The organism is Polyangiaceae bacterium (assembly GCA_015075635.1).
Classification (GTDB): domain Bacteria; phylum Myxococcota_A; class Polyangia; order Polyangiales; family Polyangiaceae; genus JADJKB01.
The window spans coordinates 1,571,461-1,589,379 of record JABTUA010000003.1; the positions used below are offsets into that span (position 1 = coordinate 1,571,461).

Below are 17,919 nucleotides of genomic sequence, written 5' to 3' on the forward strand. Positions count from 1 at the left end.
TCCGTCTCAGCTGCCGCAGACGCTGGCCTTGTTGGAGCAGCAGTCACCGAAGGTGGCGCACTCGGAGTCGCAGTAGCAGGTCTTGCCGGTGCCGACGTCCTTGCTGCTGGTGGTGGTGCCGCAGAGCGCCGCCGTGCAGCCCGGGAAGGCGCCGCCGGACGAGCCTCCCGTGCCCGAGGCGCCGCCCGTGCCCGACGCACCGCCGCTGCCGGCGTCAGCCTCGCCGCCGCAGGCCGCCTGGAGGTCGGCGCAGCAGTCGCCGTACTTGGCGCAGTCCTTGTCGCACCAGCAGCCCCCGGAGGCTTGCTTGCCGCAGTTGTCCACGCAGCTGTTCGGCCCGCCGGCGGTGCCACCGTCGGTGGAGGTGCCGCCGCCCGTGCCGCCGCTGCCGCCGCTGCCCGCGTCCGGCTGCGGCTTCGCGCAGGTCGCCTTGTCGTTGGCGCACTTGGCCAGCATCTTGACCTTCGAGTAGCTGACGAACGGGTTGTCGTCGTCACCGCCCAGGTCATCGGCGCTCTCGCCGTAGCCGTCGTTGCGCACCGCCATCCAGAAGAAGTCCGGATGGAGCTTCTTGCTGTCCTCGCCCCAGGTGGTGGAAGGATCCTGGCTCCACTCGCCACCGAGGATGGTGCCGGCGTCGTTCAGCTCCAGCACGTAGTTGAGGGTCGTCTCGTGGGGCGCGGTGCCGCGCAGGTAGGCGTTCTTCAGCATCTCGCCGTCCGGCACGCCGTCCGACACCATCCAGTACCTGAGCTTGACGCGCACGAACTTGGTCGCGTCCTGGTTCCAGACGTATTCGCGTGCCGCGGCCGCCACCAGCTTGGCGGCGTCTTCCTTGCTCAGCTCCTGCTGCTCGGTGACCTCGAACTTCACCAGCGGGAAGTTCCAGACCTCCCAGTCCCAGTTGTGGTCGATGACGAAGGCCGGCTTGCCCGGGCGGTTGTCGTTCAGGTAGTAGGCGCCTCGCGAGAGCAGCCCGGTCACGCCGATGTGGAACGAGCCCGGGTTCAGGTCCCGGCACTCGCTCTGCTTGGGCCGGCCGTACTCGTCACGCTCGATCTTGTCCGGGTCCACGTTGCAGCGGCGTCCGGCGAAGGTCGCCTTGTCGCTGAAGTAGAGCTCGGTGAACAGGGCCTCGATGTCGCCCATGCGGAACAGCGTGCAGCCGGTCTCGCCGGGGTCGCACTCGTAGATCTTCCCGCTCGGATCGAGCTTCACGACGATGTCTCGGGCCGGCGCCGGCTCCGGCTCGAGCGTCGCGTAGGACGCCCAGCCGTTGCAGTGGCCCCACCACGAGTCGGGGTGCGCGAAGGTCTGGTACAGGCCGTGGTTCTCGAGCTCCCACTTGGTGGCGGGGCCGGCCACGGTGACCGCTTCGTGCTTGTGCTTCGCGCCGCGCTCGGCCTCGGGCTTGTTCAGCTCGCGGGCCTCCCAGTGCTCGACCGCGGCGACCTGCTTCTGCTGGCCGGGGTGGAAGAGCACGTCGTACTTCTCCACCGGAGAGAGGTTCTCGGTGTCGTTGATCTTGTTGCGGTCCTGCTCGCCGCCGGTCCAGCGCTTGGCGATGCCGTCCTTCGACTGCGCCCACCAGCTCGAGGGGAAGACCTTGAAGTCCGTCTCGCCCTGCGTGATGGCTGGGTCGTACTTCTGGTACTCCGCCTCGCCGAGCTTCGGGTGCAGGCGGCTCGGCTTGTTCGCGTCGTCGATCTTGTCGGCCTTGTCGCGATCGACGAGCACCATGACCTCGTGGGCACCGCCGGTGAGGCTGCGGCTCGCGACTTTGTCCACGCCGAGCACGTAGCGGTACACGCCGAGCTCCTGGGGCAGCGTGCCCTGGGGTCCGGTCCCACCGACTTTCCCGGAGTCATCCGTGGCGCTGCAGGCGACCGCCGCGAGGAGGCAGACGGACAGGGGCGAGAAGGAGAGCCAGCTGCGGAGCTTCATGGTGGGGTCCATATATCACATTGTGAACTACTTCAATACATGAACGCACAATGTAGGTTTTTGTGCTCTAACCGGGGGCTGCTCGGAAATTCCGAGTAATTCCGCACAAAAAGCCAAAGCCCGGGGGGCCCGGGCTTTAGGGGCTGGGGCTCGGGCTCAGGGCTCGAAGTCGGCCATCGCCGTCTTGGGAGCCGCCGCGCGCGCGCGCTGGGGCTGGGGCTTGGCCTTGGCCTTCTTGGCCGGCTCCTCGCTCTTGGCCTTCTTCTCGGGCGCCGCCGCCTTCGGCGCTTCCGCCTTCGCCGGGGCGGCCTTCACCTCGGCCTGCGCCACGGCGCTCGCCTCTGGCTGCGCGGGCTCGGCGAGCTCCGCGGCCGCCGCCTGCTCGAGCTTCGCGACCATCAGCTCGGCCTTCTTGCTGACGTCATTGGCGCGGGTCTCCATCAGCTCGATCAGCGCCTTGGCGTCGGCGAGGTTCTTCTTCACCTCGCTCTGCTTGGCGCGCGACTTCCGGAAGGTCACGTCGGCGTTGGACTCGAGCGCAGCGCCCAGGGTGGCGAGCTTCTCGAGCTTCTTCTTGGCGGTCTGCATCTTGGCGACCAGCTCGAGCTCACCCTGCGCCGTCTCCTCCACCAACTTGGCGAGCTTCACCCCATCGGCGCTCTCGCCGCTGGTCAGCATCTTGGTCTTGGCTTCCTTCGCGTCCACGATGGTCAGCTTCATTTCGAAGTCGAGCTTCTTGGCGCGCGTCTTGACCGCCTTGGCCACCAAGCTGGCGCTCGGCGCCTTGGGCGCCTTCTTCACCGGCGTGGCTGTGGGCTTCGCCGGCGCGGGCTCCGGCGACTGCGTGGAGGCGCCGCCGAACAGGGCCTTGAACTGACCCACGGTCTGCTTGGCCTGGTCCACCTGCGCGGAGACTGCGTTGACCGTGGAGGCACCCGGGATGGCGTTGATGGCGCTCTGCTTGAGCTGCGCCTCGTAGGCGTCGGTCGGCGACGGTGCTGCCGGCGTGCCATCCATGTTCGTGGGAGCGGGTGTGCTCGCCGCGACCGGCGCTGCCGGCTCGTCGTCCTCTTCTGGCTCCACGCCGAGCTCCTTGGCCAGGGCCAGACGCAGCTGGCTCTCGGCCTTGGGCGCCGCCGACAGCTGGACCGACAGCTCGTGGACCTGACGGAAGAACTCGTCGTAGGTGGGGTCCCCGGACTCGTAGCGCTGCCCTTGGGCGACGCTGGAGACGCCGGCGCCTCCGCACCCGCCGAGGGCCGGCGCGAGCGAGAGGAGCAGGGGCAAGGCCGTGATCGTGATGGCTTTCTTCAGCAGTTTCGTGGTGTTCATGGTTTCCCCGTACACGGGCGAGCGGGCCGCGGGGGCCGCCCATGCGTCCGTGTGCGGCCTTGTACGCCTCGCTCTCCGCTATCTTCCTCGGCCGCGATGGGACGAGGCCGGCGCGCGCGCCAGCGGAGAAACCGCAAGCAGCGACGGGCCGCGCTGAAGGGTCACGCCCGGCGGCTCGAGGTCTCGATCGACGAGCTCGAGCTGGCTCGCGCGCACGACGGCCCGTTCCGCGGGCGCGTGGAGCCCCGGCTCCTGATCGGGGCCTACCACGTCCGCGGCGGGCGCGCGGCGCTGGTCGGCAGGGCGCTCTGCCCGATCGAAGTGACCGGCGCTGCTCCGCTCCGGGTGAAAGTCGAACGGGACTTGTTGCGCGCCACCGTGATCGCGTCGAGCAGCGCGCCTGCGGACGGGATGTTCGTGGTGCTGGTGCTCGCGCTGGAGGAAGACTCCGGGCGCGACGTGCAAGTGCTGTATGCCGCCCTCGAGCAGCCCGCGCTCTGGGCAGTCTGGGAGGCCGAACGACCGGTGCCGGAGCCGCGCTTGCTGCACGAGCTGGCTCAGCTCGAGCCCAGCGCGGCGCCCGTCGCCGAGCGCGTGCAGGTCTTGTTCGGCGAGAGCCACCTCCCGGCGAGCAGCGACGAGCTGATCGGGACGCTGATGGTCCGCGTCGCCGAAGGTCCGGTGGGGCGGCCGAGCGAGTGGCGCTTCCACTTCCAGTCTCCCGACGGGAAGAACGACTGGACGGCCGTGTTGAGGATCCGGGTTACGGGACGCTGAGCGTGCGCCGCTACATGCACATCGCTCCGCCGCGCGGGGCGCACCTGCGGCCGACTCGCGCACCGATTGCGAGCGCGCAGCGCGGGGCTCGTGCTGCAGAGGATTTCTGCGCGAAAATCTGAGGCGTTGCGCGAGCTGCGCCGCCGCTGGTTTGCGCCGCCGAGGGTAGGGGCTAGGCTTGCGCTCTTACTTGTTGTGATGGTCGCGCCCAGCCTTGCTCGGCGGAGGCGAGGAGGGGACGCGGCAACTCGCTGGCGCCATGGGTGACCCCCGCTCCATCGTTCGCGGCAGCTCGGGCCTGGGATGGCTCGTGTCGCCGGAGCGCGACCGCTGGATGATCTGGCTCCGCGATGGCGAGCACGCGCTGCTCAGCGTCGAGCGCGGCGCCGACGGCACGCGCTTCTGCGTCGATCTGGTGCGGCCCGGCCTGGGGCCCTTCGTGCAGGTCAGCCTGCCGGCTGACTCGCCGGACGCCGAAGCCGCGCTGCTGGAGGAAGTGGTGGAAGCGGCGGTCGGCGGCGACCTGCCGTTCCGCGCGGCCTACCGCTCCGCTTGGGCCATCGCGGTGCGCTCGACCGCGCAGGAGCTTCGCTCGCGCCGACGCTAGCGCGCGGTGGCCCCAGAGAGGCCTCGGCTACTTCTTCTTGTCCTTCAGGAAGGCCGCGCCCTGGGCCGCTTGCTTCTGGGCCTGCGCGCTCTTGTTCTGCGCCTTCTGCGCGGTCTTCTGGCTGCTGTGTTTCTGCTTCGCCTTGGGGGACTTGTCGCCCATGAGGGCCTCCGTTCGACGGCGGTCGCCGCACCGCAGAGCAGGCGCCGCCTCTGGCCGGAAAGCAAGCAACCCCGGCTCAGTGCGGGTTCGGCGGTGGCGGCATGCCCGGGCCGCCCGGGCCGCCGGGGCCACCGGGCGGCATGGGACGACCGCCCATGGGGCGACCGGCGCCCATGGCTCCGCCCTGCTCCTGCATCATCTTCAGCTGCGCGATGACCGCAGGGTAGTTGTCCAACATGGAGCGGCAATTCTCCGGGGCCAGACGCTCGGTCTTCTCCGTGACCATCTTGCAGGTGTCCGTCTCTTTGCCGAGCTCGGTGCAGAGCTTGGTGACCAGCTCAGTGCAGGACTCCCGCGCGGCCTTCAGGCGCGCCAGCGTGCTCGGCACCTCTTCGAGCGCCATCCCGCACGCCGAGTTCGGGATCAGCTCCGCGGCCGAGCGGGCCTGAGCGCATCCCGCCGACGTTTCGCCGGATTCGCCACAGATCTTGTCCTGCCAGGTCTTGCACTCGCCGCTGACCCCGCTCGACGCCGGCGCTGCCGCGCGCTTGAAGGGCGCACGCCCCTTGGCCTGAGCGTCGCGCAGGAACCAGCCGCCGGCGGCGCCGATCGCGATCCCGATGACCGCCAGGAGGATGCCGCGGGACATCGGCGAGCTCGCCGGTGCCGGGGCTGCGACTCGCGCGGGCGCGCCGGCCGGCCTGCGTGCCTTCGGCTTCGCCGCGCTCGTTCGAGCCGCGGCGGGCGCAGCCTTCTTCGGCTTTGCCTCGACGGCTCGCTGCTTGACCTCCGTCGCAGGCTTCTCGTCGTCGTCGTCGTCGTCGTCGTCGTCGTCGTCGTCGTCGTCGTCGTCGTCGTCGTCGCTCCCCTTGGCGCGAGCATCATCGTCGTCGTCGTCGTCGTCGTCGTCGTCGCGGGCTGGCTTGGACTTCACGTCCTTCTCCGGCTGCTCGCCGCTCTCGTCGTCGTCCTCGGAGTCGTCCCGCTTGTCGTCGTCTTCGGTCTTCACGGGCGGCACCCTACGAGCAGAGGTGCTTCCCCGCCAGCGATTTGGTGGGCGGGGGCGGGGACGCGGGCGAAGGCGGCGACGGCGAGCACGGACTCCACCGGGAAAATGCGCCTTCCCCCCGAGACGTCGAGCGCCTCGGGGGGAATTCACCGCGTCTCGCGACGCCGTCAGCGCCGGCTTCCGCTCACTGGCAGTTTCCCGCCCAGCCCACCGACGCCATGTACCGAGCCAGGATGTAGTTGCGGAGGTCGATCGTGTCGTTGGTGGTTCCGGCGTCCGGTCCGTCGCCGATGTCCGCGTTGAAGACGATCACGATGCCCGCATCTCGGCTGGGGTTGCCGCACATGTAGGTACGGGCGCGACCACCGTGGCTGCCGCTGTGGACGAAGGCGTTGTCGTTGGCCTCCGTGATGTTCGCGTTGAAGTCCGCGAACACGCCGAAGCCGACGTTGCCGTTCTGGACCTGCAACATGCGGTTCACGGCGGAGGCCGGCAGACGCTGCACGCCGCTCGAGTCCCGGCCCTGGTTGAGCGCCAGGATCATCATCTCCGCGTAGTCCATCGGCGCCGAGTAGACGCCACCGGCGAAGGTCAACGGGTAGACCGTGCGCGTGGCCCTGGGACCGTTCGAGTCGTGCTGCCAGGCCGCGCGGCTCGACAGCGTGGACGAGGTGTATCCGCTGATGTTCGAGAGCCCCATGGGAGTGAAGAAGTAGTCTTTCATCAGCTGCCACGCCGGCTTCCCCGTGACGTCTTCGGCCACCGCCTGCGGCACCAGGAAGTTGACGCTGTCGTAGTTGGAAGCGACCGGGCCGGCTCCGCCTGCGGTCCAGGCGAAGTTCACTCCGTTGTAGCCGCAGCCGTTGGTGCAGTCGTAGCCGAGGAGGAGCTTCAGCGTGGTCGCGCCGAACAGACCCTGAGAGCCCAGGTTGAAGCTGGGGGAGCCTCCGGACGGGACGAAGTCACTCTGGTGGCGCATGAAGTGCGCCACGCTCAGCTGCGACGAGATGTCCACGTTCGCGAAGCCGTACGTGCCGGGGTCGTCCTCGCCTTCGGTCTTCCACGCCTCGATGATGCCGCCAGGCTTCGCGCTGTTCATCACGGAGTTGTCGATGTCGAAGTTGTACGCACCATCGCTGTCGAGCTTCATCATGGTGAGCGCGCCGATGAATTTCGAGAGCGAGGCCATGTCGAACGGAGTGGTCGCGAGCACGTGGGCGTCCTCGCCCTGCTTGAGCACGCCGTAGCCGCGCGCGTAGGCGACCTGGTTGTTCTCGATGATCGCGATGCTCACGCCGGGTACGCCGATGGCGCTCATGCGCTCCCACAGGTTCTGTCCGCCGGGCGCGCCGTATTCGATGGACTCCATCGCATTCCCGGGGGTGGCTGACACGGTGCCGTGGCTGTAGAGGACGAAGCCGTCGCCTGGGCCCAGCATCAGCTTCGACATGTGGGCTTGGGCCCGCGCCGCTGCCGCCAGGGAGCCCCGGATGATCGGCGCCACGTCGGCGACCGCCGCCTCCTGGTCCGCGATCACGACCCAGCCGCCGTCGAGCCCGATCTCGACCTGCTCGATGCGACGCCTGGACTTGATGCGATCCGCCAGGAAAGCGCTGAGCTGCGCGCCGGTGTTCGCGTACGAGACCAGCGTTCCCTGCCCGAGGATCACATAACCGTTCGTGCTGACCTCGACGTCCCGAATCGCCCAGCCGTTGGCGAAGTACTGCGCGATCTTGTCCTTCGCGAGCTGGTTCACCTCGCCTCCGGTCTTGTACATCGTGTCGCCGATGATCACCCAGCCGCCCTGGGTGTTGATGTCGACCGCGCGAATGGTCTGGCCCTTGCTCTTCAGGAAGCTGAGCCAGAAGGCCATGTTCCCGGGCAGTGTGCCGCCCGTGTAGTACGTGCTCGCCGTGGTGATCACCCAGGCGCCGTCGGCGCTCGACGTCATGTCCAAGATCGGAGTGTTGGCGGCGTCCAGGGCCGCCAGTCGCTCCTGCAGCTTGGCGGAGTCCTGGAACGGCGCGGTGCGCTGCCAGCGTGTCTTGCTCGAGGTGTTCACGCTCAGCTCCTCGGCGGCGCTGGCGACGCTCTCCGACTCGCACCCGGAGGACGACGCGTCCTCGCGGCAGGCCCCGACCTCGCGTTCGGCCGGGTCATCCGGGGCGCCCACACAGCCGGTGCCGAGGGCGGTCAAGGCCAGCAGCGAAAGGGTCTTCAGGCCGAGCTTGGTGCGAAAAACACGCTGATTCATTCATCCTCCAGGAAGTGGGATCGGGGCCGAAGCCCACCGAGGCTCGCTCCCGCCCACGAAGGTCAAGTGACGACCGCCCCGGTTCGGTTCACGTCTTTCTTCTTCCCGGCAGGGCTCGTGCAGATTGCGTGCAGCTCTCGGGGAGAATCGCGGCTCCGCCCAAGACCGGGAATTCTCCGGGGTCTCCGCCTCGTTCGCCGGAGCGACAGCGGGAGGTACAGAGACGTGCGACGACTACTTGCCATCGGTCTGATTTGGCTCGGCTGCTCCTTGGCCTGGTTGGTCCTGGGCTCGACGCTCTTGGTCCGCTCCGACGAGACGTTCTCTCGGCTGGGCGACGGGGTGTTCGCGCTCTGGGGTCCTCCCATGCGGCAGCTGCCGCCGCGCGCCGTCGCGCTCGAGCCGCGCGACCCGGCGGCGGCTCCGGCGACCGCCGCCGCCGCGCGCGACGTGCCGCTCGCCGGCTCCGACATCGAGGTGACGCTCGATCTCGAGCACCGCAAGAAGGGACTGGTCTGGTTTCCGACCTACGGCGTGGACTTCCGCGCGCGCTACAGCTTCGAGAACCCCGACGCGGCGAGCCGCGACGTGACCCTCGAGCTGCCGCTCGAGAGCGAGCACGCGCTCTACGACGGGTTCGACGTGACCGAGGACGACAAGAGCGTCGGCGCGGAGGTGAAGCAGGGCGTCGCGCGCTGGACGACCCGGCTCGCGCCGCACCAGAAGAAGAGCTACGAGGTGCGCTATCGCTCCCGCGGCACCAGCCGCTGGCAATACGACCTGACCTCCGGCACCGGCAACGTGCGGGACTTTCGCCTCGCGCTCAGCACGGACTTCGAGGAGGTCAACTTCCTGCCCGGGACGCTCTCCCCCTCGAAGCACGAGACCGGGGCAGGGGGCTGGCGCGGCAGCTGGGAGTTCAAGACCCTGGTCGCCAGCTCACCCATCGGTCTCGCGCTGCCGGAGCGCATCAACCCGGGGCCGCTGGCCTCGAAGATCACCTTCTTCGCGCCGGTGAGCCTGCTGTTCTTCTTCTTCGTGGTGGCGATCCTGGCGCACGCGCAGAAGAAGCTGCTCCACCCTCTCCACTATCTGTTCCTGGGCTGCGCGTTCTTCGCCTTCCACCTGCTCTTCGCCTACCTGGTGGACCACGTCTCGATCGCGCCGTCGTTCGCCATCGCGGCGGCCGTCTCGACCGCGCTGGTGGTGAGCTACGCGCGCCTGTTCGTGGGTTGGCGCTTCGCGCTCCGGGAGATCGGCGTCTCTCAGCTCTTGTACCTGGTGCTGTTCTCGTTCACGTTCTTCTGGACCGGGTTCACCGGGCTCGCGATCACGGTCGGCGCCATCCTCACGCTGTTCGTGTTGATGCAGATCACCGGGCGCCGGGACCTGTCCGAGGGGGAGTCGAGCCTCGAGCCCCACGCAGCCTGCGCCACGCCCTATCGTTGTGCCGTGGCGCGGGACGCGCGCGAGAGCGGCGTCACTTGACGCCGAGCGCGGTGCCCCAGAGCTCGTAGCCCTTGTCGCCCTTGACCAGCTGGAACGAGGCGGCCTTGTCTCCGGCCACGGCGATGACGCCTTGCCCGGCTTCCTTGCCGGCCGCCGAGACCCGCAGCGCGTCGCCCAGCGGAGCCAGATCGGCGCCCAGGATCTGCACGCGCACGACCCGCTCCCCGGCGCCGCCTTCGGTCCACTGCAGCAGCCAGCGGCCATCGGGCAGGCCCGCCGCCACCGGGGCGATGGCGTCGCCGCCGGGGCCGCCGGACGGGAGCGTGAAGCTCTTCGACGCCGTCGGCAGCTCGCCGTGCTTGGCGCTCGCGAGCTGCACGTTCCACGGCGAGTCGTCGCCGCTCTTCGCCGCGAACGCGACCAAGATCCCCTGGTCGCCCGCGGCGACGGTCGGTGTGCCCGCCCGGCCTTCGGTCTCCACGCTGCCGAGCTCGCTCTTCTTGCTGCCGTTCGGCTTGAGCCAGCCCACGCGGACCTTGCCGGCGTTGCGGAAGGTCACCGCGTGGCCGACACCGTCGACGGAAGCCACGCGCGCTTCCGTGGCCTTGTCGTTGGTAACGTCGGACCAGAGCTCCTCGGCCGCGCCTCCCTTGGGTTGGCGCGCGTAGCCCTTGCCGGAGAAGCCGAGGGTGAACGCCGGATCTGCGTCCACGCTGTGCGGCAGTCCGAGCGCACCCCCCTCGCGATCGACCAGGAAGCGCTCCTTCTCGGAGGCCACCGGCACCACGCCGATCACCTTCTTGCCGGCGGGCGCGCTGAAGGCCTGCTCGACCTCGAGGCTGCCGAGATCGACCGCGAGGCCGAGTGCTGCGACCTCGCTCGCGGCGAAGCCCACCAGGACCTTGCCTCCGCTGACCGACAGGTACGGCGGCACGCTGAGCTGGATGGCCGGCGAGAGCCGCGTGGCTTCCTTCGTGATCGTGACGACCGGGGCCGCCGCGACGGGCGCCGGGGCTGCGGAGGTCGCCTGGGTCGCCGAGGGCTTCGCCGTCGGTGCCGCGACGCTCTCCCAGGGCTTGAAGTAGATGAGCGCGCCGGCACCCAGGGCGCCGACCAGGCCGAGCAGACCGAGCCCGCCGATGATCAGCGGCAGCGCGCCCTTCTTCTTGGGCGGGGCGTAGGAGGGGTACTGCGCCGCTTGCGGAGCGTAGCCGGGTGCCACCGCCGCCGGCGCGGGCGTCTGCCACGCCGCGGGCTCGGGCGGCGCCGGCAGCGGCACGGCCTCTTCGATGGCGTAGGCCGGCAGCGGCGGCGCGTCCGGGCGCAGGGCAGCCGGGTGGATCTGCGTGGGCGCTTCGTTGTCGGGGTCCGACACCGGGATGATGGCGTCGGCGAGCTGGGTCGGACCCTCGCTCACCGGCTCCTCGAGCGGGACGATCACCGGGGCCAGCGGCGTTGCAGCCGGGACTGGCGCCGCCGGCTTGGAGATGGCGATCATGGGCGCGGGCCTGGGCTTCTTGGCCTCGACCATCGCTGCCAGACCGTCGAGGGATGGCAGCGACGCCGGCGGCTTCTCCACCTTCGCCTTCGTCGCGGCCCCAGCCGCGGCATCGACGATCTGGATCTCGTCGTCGGCCAGCATTCCGGTCACCGGCTCGTGGTGTGGGCTCGAGTCGACGGGCACGATCGGCTCCAGACCCTTGGGCTTGGAGAGATCGGTGATGGTCGGCTCGGCCGCGGTCACCTGGGTGGGCGAAGCTACCTCGACCCAGCTCGCCTGGGGTGGAGAGGCCTTGTCCGGGCTCGAGGCCTTGGGCGCGGAGGACGCAGGCCGCGGCGGCAGCGCCGCGCCGCGACGCGAAGGAGCCGGCGGCGCGCTCGCCCGCGACGGGGGAGGCGGCTTGACCGGCTCGAGGTCGGAGCCGGTGAGCTCGACCTCCTGCATCACCAGCGTGCCGGGCCGGTCGTTCACCGGGCTCGACGCTACCGGGACGATGGGCTCCAGCGCCCCGACCCGCACGGGCACCGGCGGGGGATAGGTGCGATCGGGATCGGCCTTGGGGGTGATGATCGTTCCCCGAGCGAAGGCCGGCACCGCGCTCGACAGCTCGGCGACCTGCCCGGCAGCCAGCCACTCCGCCCAGCCCTGCCGCCAGACCAAGCTCTGGCCCGTGAGCGCACCCTGCTGCAGGTTCGCCAAGAGCTCCTGCCGCTCCACGGTCTTGAGCGACCCGTCGGCGTTCGCGCAAAACCAGAAATCGGATCCGTCGTCTGACAAGTCAGCGTCTCCCGTCGGCTCTCGGTCGGGCGCTCTACCATCGTTTGTGCCGGTCTGCGACGGCCAGCGGAGGGTGCGCGCGGGTTCCAGGGAAGAGGTAGGGCTCGAGTGCATGGTCGTGTTCCGTCCCGGCCCTGTTACGCCGCTCCGCTCACGAGTCTTCCCGGCGCGCCCAGAGGCCGGCTCGGCCCCCGCTCTCCACGCTGGCGAGCGTCCGGAGGCCCGGCACGCCCGCGGAAAGCTCGCCCTTCTTCAGGCGGAATCGCGGGCTCGGGTGCGCCTCCGGCCAGTCCTCGGTGAAGGTGGAGACCACCAGGCTGCCGCCTGGACCGACCCGGCTCGGGAGCTCGGCGAACACGCCGCGGTCCAGGAAATCCACCACGACCAGCAGGTCCGGCGCGTCGAGCTCGGGCCAGCGGTCGCAGAGATCGACGGCGCGCGTCTCGACGCCGAGCCCGCTTGCTCGAGCCCGCTCCGCGAGCACCTCGAGAGCGACCGGGCTCACGTCCCACGCCTCGGTTGCCCAGCCCAGCTGCGCCAAGAGCAGCGCGTGGCGGCCGGTGCCACACGCGAGGTCGAGCGCTCGCCGGCCGGCTCCGGGGCCGAGAGCGTGGAGCACCTCCACCACGAATCCGTCCGGGGCTCGGGCCGGCCGAGCGCGCTCGACACGATGTCGCTCGTCCCAGCGCTCGCGATCGGTCTTCACCCGGCAGGCTTGCCCGAAGTGACGAGCTGGCGCAACTCCTGCTGCTTCTGCTGGCGTTGCGCCGCCGTCGCGCCGGTTGAGGCGGACCGCCAGACCGAGTACGCCCCTCTCCGACACGCGGAGGAAATCGCATGCAACAGATGGAGCCGGTATCGGCCGGTCCGCCGATGGGACAAGCGCCACCCGGCGTCGGAGCCGGCGTCGCCCACGAGATCACGCACGGGCCGTCGTTCGCGATGCTGCGCGTCGATCTGGCTCCCGGTCAGACCTTGGTCGCGGAGGCCGGCGCCATGGTGGCGAGGAACCAGCACGTGCAGATGGCGGTCAAGCTGAACGCCTCCCCGTCGGCGGGCTTCCTCGCCACGCTGAAGGCGCTGCTGATCGCCCTCATCCGCAAGTTCATCGGCGGCGAGACCTTCATCGTGAACCACTTCAGCGCGGCGCAGGCCGGCCGCGTCTGGCTCGCGCCCGCCATGTCGGGGCACGTCGCCCACCGGCGCATGAACGGCGAGAAGCTGATCCTCTCGACCGGGGCGTACCTGGCGCACGTCGGTGACATCGACATCAAGATGAAGTTCGGCGGGCTGAAGGGCATCCTGGCCAAGGAAGGCGCGTTCTGGCTCGAGGTGAGCGGCGTGGGCGATCTCTGGTTCACCAGCTACGGCGGAATCGAGGCCATCGACATCCGGGAGCCGTTCATGATCGATAACGGCCACATCGTCGGCTACGAGGGCAACCTGAACATGACCGTCAAGCGGCCCGGCGGCGGCATGATGGGCCTGTTCGCCTCCGGCGAGGGGCTGGTGTGCGAGTTCACCGGCCAGGGGCGCGTGTACTTGCAGAGTCGCAACCTGGGCTCGCTGGTCAGCTGGCTCTCCCCCTTGCTGCCCTGAAAGGATCGGTCCCGATGCACTTCGACATCCAGTATCGGCCGGCTCACTCCCTGGCCAAGGTCAGCCTCGACCCGAACGAGTCGGTCGTCGCCGAGAGCGGCGCCATGGTGGGCAAAAGCACCAATGTGCAAATGCAGACCCAGAGCGGCGGCCTGATGAGCGGGCTCAAGCGCATGTTCGGCGGGGAGAGCTTCTTCCGTAACACGTTCACCGCCGCGAACGGCCCCGGCGAGGTGCTGCTGGCGCACTCGCTGTGCGGAGACATGGTCGTGCTCGACATGACCGCGCCGGGCTACTTCATCCAGAGCTCGAGCTTCATCGCTTCGACGCCCAACGTGAGCATCGAGACCAAGGTCGGCGGCTTCAAGAGCTTCTTCGCCGGCGAAGGGGTGTTCGTGCTCCAGGCCACCTGTCAGGGCCCTGGCCAGGTGCTGGTCGGCGCCTTCGGCGGCATCCAGGAGATGCAGTGCGACGGCAGCCTGGTCATCGACACCGGTCACCTGGTCGCTTGGGACTCGACGCTCAGCTACAGCGTGGGCAAGAGCGGCAGCGGCTGGATCGCGTCGTACCTGTCGGGCGAGGGTTTGGTGTGTCACTTCCAGGGGCAAGGACGCATCTGGATCCAGACGCGCAACCCCGCCAGCTATGGGCAGGCCATCGGCTCGCTGTTGCCGCCGCGGTCGGGCTGAGAGGACGGAGCCATGCAGTACGAGATCTTGGAGAAGCCGGACTTCAGCCTGGTGCGCGTGAATTTCCACCAGGCCGGCGAGCAGCTGTTGGTCGAGAGCGCCGCCATGGTCGCCAAGTCGAGCGCGATGGAGATGCGGACGCAGATGCAGGGTGGCCTCCTCGGAGCTGCCAAGCGCAAGCTGCTCGGTGGCGAGAGCGTGTTCCAGAACACCTTCACCGCGACCGCGCCGGGTCAGGAGCTGTGGTTCGCGCCGGGGCCCGAAGGCGATCTGGAAGTGGTCGAGATGGACGGTCGCACGCCGATCTTCCTGTCTTCGGGCGCGTTCCTGGCGAGCGCGCCCACCGTGCAGCTCGACACCAAGTGGGGCGGCGCGAAGGGCTTCTTCAGCGGCACCGGCATGTTCTTGTTGGTCGCCCAGGGCACGGGACCGCTGTTCTTCTGCGCCTACGGCGGCATTCACGCCGTGGACGTCGGACCCGCGGGCTACGTCTGTGACACGTCGCACATCGTCGGCTTCACCGGTGGGCTTCAGTACACCGTGAACAAGGTCGGCGGCATGAAGAGCTTGTTCTTCAGCGGCGAGGGCCTGGTGTGCAACTTCCAAGGACAGGGGCGGCTCTGGATCAGCACGCGCAACCCTTCCGGACTGGTCAGCTTCATTCACCCGTTCCGCAGGGTGCAGAGCGGTTAGTACCCGAAGCATTCTTGGGAGACGATGTGCGCGGCTTGCGTACACACGAGTGTGTGATCTCCGTACAGACGAAATTATGACTTGCCCGAGCCGCGTTCGCAGCTAGCTTTCTCGGCGCCGGGCGCGTTGCGCGAGTCTCTCGTGTCGATGCGTCGCGGTGGGATACCGATGAAATCGACTCATGAGCTTGGCTTGAACGGCGACGGCGCCGACCACTCACGAAGCATCGAACACCTGGCGGTCTCAGCGCACCACACGCTCGGCTGACACGACCTTTCCATCCGCGTCGCTTCTTGCCGACGCCAACGGTCGTGGGGCTTTTCACGGACGCGGCAGCTGCCGCGGCCCCGAGCGCGAAGGACCGTGCCCAGCTCTCGGAAACCCAAGAGGAGAAGCATCGAAATGAAGCAACGCTCACCCAGAAAACTCGACAAATTCGCCTTCCTTGCCGCGCTCTCGGCCGTCGCTTGCGGCGGCGGCGCGGGCCAGCCGAAGAAGGCTTGTCGGGACGGGGTGGCGAGTCAGGCCTCCGCGCTGGCGACGTCGTCACGCCTGTTCCTGACGGCAAGTGTGGTCACGCGCTTGCAGGCCCGCGCTGCGGCGAGCGACCCTGCTTGGGTCGCGCTGAAGAAGGTCTGCGACGGCTACACCACGGGCAGCGTGTACCCGCCGAACGGCAACGCCTACCCCGGCTCGACGAGCGTGGGTTCGGGCTACCAGGGCGACGGATACCTGGATGCAATTCAGACCATCGCGCTCTGCTACCGAACGGTGAAGGGCGTGGACGAAGCGCTCGCCACCAAGTACGGAACGACCGGCGCCAAGGTGCTGGAGGCGATGTCCACGCCGGTAGCGTCCGGCGGCGCGAAGCCCTCCACCGACAGCGGCTACGGCATCCGCAATTACGGCGTGGGCATGGCGCTGGGCTACGACTGGCTCCTGCCCGCCCTCGACGCCACGCTGAAGACACGCGTCGTCACCGCGCTGAACACCTGGGTGGACTGGTACGACCAGAGCGGCTTCACGAAGAACGATCCGATCGCGAACTACTTCGTCGGCTACCTGCTCGCGAAGACCTACACCGCGATCGCGACCGAGCAGGACAACCCCAAAGCGGGTGCGTACTGGAGCGATGTCGAGAACCACCTCTGGGGTCAGCTGGTCAAGCCGACCTACTCCGCGTGGATGAAGGGCGGCGGCTGGCCCGAGGGCTGGGGCTACGGGCCGCGCGCGGTGCGCGGGGTGGCCGAGTTCCTCTGGGGCGTGAAGACCGCGAAGAACCTGGACTGGAACGCGCAGCTGCCGCAGGCGCGGGAGCAGGCGGCCTACCTCCGCTACTTCGCCTGGCCTTCGCTCACTCGCATGGACGACCAGGGCACCGTTCGCTCCGGCATCGACCTCGAGCCGTCGCCCTCGCTGTACACGTCGCTCGCGACGATCTTGGCGGAGCTCGGTGACCCGCAGGCGCCCGCTGCCGCGAGCTTCGCGGCGGACGTCGTGGCCAAGGGGGCGGACGACCGCGCGCCCTGGCAGAAGTTCCTGTACTGGGACCCCGCGCTGAAGAAGGCGAGCTACCAGACCGACGGCCTGTCGTACCTGGCAGAGGGTCCCGGACACGTGGCGATGCGTTCGAGCTGGGACGCGACCGCCAGCTGGGCGGCGCTCAGCGCGGGGCGCTACACCAACGCGCAGGACTCCGGAGAGCAGATGTTCAACGCCGGCGGCGTCAGCGTGGTCGCCGGTGGTGCACCCGTGCTGGTCAACGCCACCGGTTGGATCCCGTCGACGGCCGGCACGGCCGGTGAGGACTTCGTATACACCGACAGCTGGAGCGGCGGCGGGCGTCGGCTCTACAACACGTTCTTCGTGGTGGACCCCGGCAGCCCCTACTCGCCGGGACAGAACTCCGCGAGCCCGTCGAAGTCCAAGGCGCACCTCGAGCTCTACGACGACGGCGGGGGCTACGTCCGCGCTCGCGCCCACGGCCTCGAGGACCAGTACGGCGTCAGCGCGAAGCCCGTGCTCACCTACACCCGTGACCTGGTCTACCTGCGTGCGGGGACGGTGGTCTTGTTCGACAAGACCACGGTGGCGCAGCCGAGCACCGACCGCTGGATGGCCTTCCACACGCCCAGCGCGCCCACACTGGTGGCGACCAGCGACGCCACGCAGCACCGCTACGACGTGAAATCGGGCGGCGCCACCACGGGCAGCCTGCGCCTGCTCTTGCCCAAGAGCTCGCAGACCAAGACCGTCGCGCTGCCGGGTGGGACCACGCGCATCGAGGCGCACTCGATCGGAGCGGCCAGCCAGGAGTGGCTGAGCGTGGTGACCGCATCGGGCAGCGTGCCGGAGCAGACTCGTCTGTCGGCGAGCGACGGCAACGTGACGAGCGGTGCCGCGGTCGGCGTGGAGATCCACTCGGCCCGAGAGCAGATCGTGCTCTTCCCGTCGCTCACCGCGATGAGCCTGTCGAGCGTGAGCTACGTCGTGGACGCCGGGTTCGACGCGGACCACGTCCTGGTGGACGTGGCGCCGTCCGCGACCGGCTACTCCATCTCGACCCAGGCCGGCTCGGGCGGGCTCGTCGTCAGCGTCAAGCCGGGCGGCACGTTCAAGCCGTCGGCGGCGGGTGTGCTCGCCTTCAGTGTGACGAAGTCCGGCACGGTCGGCGCTCCGACGGGCGGCGGCAGCGGCGGGACCGGCGGGACTGGCGGGACCGGCGGCAGCGGCGGCGCGACCGGCGGCAGCGGCGGCGCGACCGGCGGCAGCGGTGGAACCAGCGGCAGCGGCGGCGCAACCGGCGGCTCCGGCGGGACTGCCGCGGGCGGCGCCGGTGGAACCGCCAGCGGCGGTGCGGGTAGCGGCGGTGCGGCCGGCTCGGCGAGCACCGGCGGCGCGGCCGGCGCGGCGAACACCGGTGGCGCGGCCGGCACGGCGAGCGCCGGCGGTGCGGCGAGCACTGGCGGGGGCGGCGCCGGCGGCGTGGGCTCCGGCGGGGCTGGCTCCGAGCCGGGCACGGCTGGCAGCGGCGGCACGGGCGTTGGCATCCCGGCCTGCACCGATCCGGCGACGTGCGCCGAGCTTCCGCCGTGTGAGTGAGGCGCCGGGCCCCGCGGGCTCCGC

General features: G+C 69.6%; 13 protein-coding genes. 7 read left to right on the plus strand and 6 right to left on the minus strand.

All coding sequences use genetic code 11. The features are described from left to right. Nucleotides 1-6: 6 nt before the first annotated feature. Entirely contained in the window at nucleotides 7-1,944 is a 1,938-nt protein-coding gene (locus tag HS104_37630; protein ID MBE7485679.1) for a hypothetical protein, read from the minus strand. A 156-nt stretch (nucleotides 1,945-2,100) separates the two neighbouring features. Further along, entirely contained in the window at nucleotides 2,101-3,276 is a 1,176-nt protein-coding gene (locus tag HS104_37635; GenBank protein ID MBE7485680.1) for a hypothetical protein, read from the minus strand. A 96-nt stretch (nucleotides 3,277-3,372) separates the two neighbouring features. Between HS104_37635 and HS104_37640 the strand changes: the two genes are divergently transcribed. Further along, the gene (locus HS104_37640; GenBank protein ID MBE7485681.1) at nucleotides 3,373-4,053 is read left to right on the plus strand and encodes a hypothetical protein; all 681 of its coding nucleotides are present in this window, start codon (nucleotides 3,373-3,375) and stop codon (nucleotides 4,051-4,053) included. Between the two features lie 259 nt (nucleotides 4,054-4,312). After that, on the plus strand, nucleotides 4,313-4,660 hold the full coding sequence (locus HS104_37645; GenBank protein ID MBE7485682.1) for a hypothetical protein: 348 nt from the start codon (nucleotides 4,313-4,315) through the stop codon (nucleotides 4,658-4,660). A gap of 238 nt (nucleotides 4,661-4,898) precedes the next feature. Here the strand turns inward: HS104_37645 and HS104_37650 are convergent, their stop codons facing one another. Then, the gene (locus HS104_37650; GenBank protein MBE7485683.1) at nucleotides 4,899-5,831 is read right to left on the minus strand and encodes a hypothetical protein; all 933 of its coding nucleotides are present in this window, start codon (nucleotides 5,829-5,831) and stop codon (nucleotides 4,899-4,901) included. Nucleotides 5,832-6,015: 184 nt separating this feature from the next. Next, nucleotides 6,016-8,085 carry a serine hydrolase gene (locus HS104_37655; protein MBE7485684.1) on the minus strand — a complete coding sequence of 690 codons (2,070 nt, stop codon included), beginning with the start codon at nucleotides 8,083-8,085 and terminating at the stop codon, nucleotides 6,016-6,018. A 225-nt stretch (nucleotides 8,086-8,310) separates the two neighbouring features. Here HS104_37655 and HS104_37660 point away from each other — a divergent pair, with 225 nt between their 5' ends. Next, complete coding sequence (locus HS104_37660; protein ID MBE7485685.1) at nucleotides 8,311-9,573, plus strand: inner membrane CreD family protein; 1,263 nt, start codon at nucleotides 8,311-8,313, stop codon at nucleotides 9,571-9,573. Here HS104_37660 and HS104_37665 read toward each other — a convergent pair. Together HS104_37665 and HS104_37670 are read right to left on the minus strand one after the other, a co-directional pair. After that, entirely contained in the window at nucleotides 9,566-11,812 is a 2,247-nt protein-coding gene (locus HS104_37665; GenBank protein MBE7485686.1) for a DUF4339 domain-containing protein, read from the minus strand. The genes HS104_37660 and HS104_37665 overlap by 8 nt on opposite strands. Nucleotides 11,813-11,963: 151 nt before the next feature. Beyond that, entirely contained in the window at nucleotides 11,964-12,518 is a 555-nt protein-coding gene (locus tag HS104_37670; protein MBE7485687.1) for a methyltransferase domain-containing protein, read from the minus strand. Between the two features lie 167 nt (nucleotides 12,519-12,685). On the opposite strand from HS104_37670, the gene HS104_37675 reads away from it, so the two are divergent. The 4 genes from HS104_37675 to HS104_37690 all read left to right on the plus strand — a co-directional run bounded on the left by HS104_37675 (nucleotide 12,686) and on the right by HS104_37690 (nucleotide 17,895). After that, a complete protein-coding gene (locus tag HS104_37675) occupies nucleotides 12,686-13,411 on the plus strand; it encodes a TIGR00266 family protein (GenBank protein ID MBE7485688.1) in 726 nt (241 codons plus the stop codon). Nucleotides 13,412-13,425: 14 nt separating this feature from the next. Further along, nucleotides 13,426-14,100 carry a TIGR00266 family protein gene (locus HS104_37680; GenBank protein MBE7485689.1) on the plus strand — a complete coding sequence of 225 codons (675 nt, stop codon included), beginning with the start codon at nucleotides 13,426-13,428 and terminating at the stop codon, nucleotides 14,098-14,100. Nucleotides 14,101-14,112: 12 nt separating this feature from the next. Continuing rightward, nucleotides 14,113-14,793: a TIGR00266 family protein gene (locus tag HS104_37685; protein MBE7485690.1), complete on the plus strand. Its 681-nt coding sequence runs from the start codon at nucleotides 14,113-14,115 to the stop codon at nucleotides 14,791-14,793. A gap of 402 nt (nucleotides 14,794-15,195) precedes the next feature. Then, a complete protein-coding gene (locus HS104_37690; GenBank protein MBE7485691.1) occupies nucleotides 15,196-17,895 on the plus strand; it encodes a hypothetical protein in 2,700 nt (899 codons plus the stop codon). The last annotated feature ends 24 nt before the right edge of the window (nucleotides 17,896-17,919 follow it).

Coding starts and splice junctions, on each gene's coding strand:
- HS104_37630 (MBE7485679.1), bottom strand. CDS start 1,944: ATGAAGCTCCGCAGCTGGCTCTCCTTCTCGCCCCTGTCCGTCTGCCTC.
- HS104_37635 (MBE7485680.1), bottom strand. CDS start 3,276: ATGAACACCACGAAACTGCTGAAGAAAGCCATCACGATCACGGCCTTG.
- HS104_37640 (MBE7485681.1), top strand. CDS start 3,373: ATGGGACGAGGCCGGCGCGCGCGCCAGCGGAGAAACCGCAAGCAGCGA.
- HS104_37645 (MBE7485682.1), top strand. CDS start 4,313: ATGGGTGACCCCCGCTCCATCGTTCGCGGCAGCTCGGGCCTGGGATGG.
- HS104_37655 (MBE7485684.1), bottom strand. CDS start 8,085: ATGAATCAGCGTGTTTTTCGCACCAAGCTCGGCCTGAAGACCCTTTCG.
- HS104_37675 (MBE7485688.1), top strand. CDS start 12,686: ATGGGACAAGCGCCACCCGGCGTCGGAGCCGGCGTCGCCCACGAGATC.
- HS104_37680 (MBE7485689.1), top strand. CDS start 13,426: ATGCACTTCGACATCCAGTATCGGCCGGCTCACTCCCTGGCCAAGGTC.
- HS104_37685 (MBE7485690.1), top strand. CDS start 14,113: ATGCAGTACGAGATCTTGGAGAAGCCGGACTTCAGCCTGGTGCGCGTG.
- HS104_37690 (MBE7485691.1), top strand. CDS start 15,196: ATGAAGCAACGCTCACCCAGAAAACTCGACAAATTCGCCTTCCTTGCC.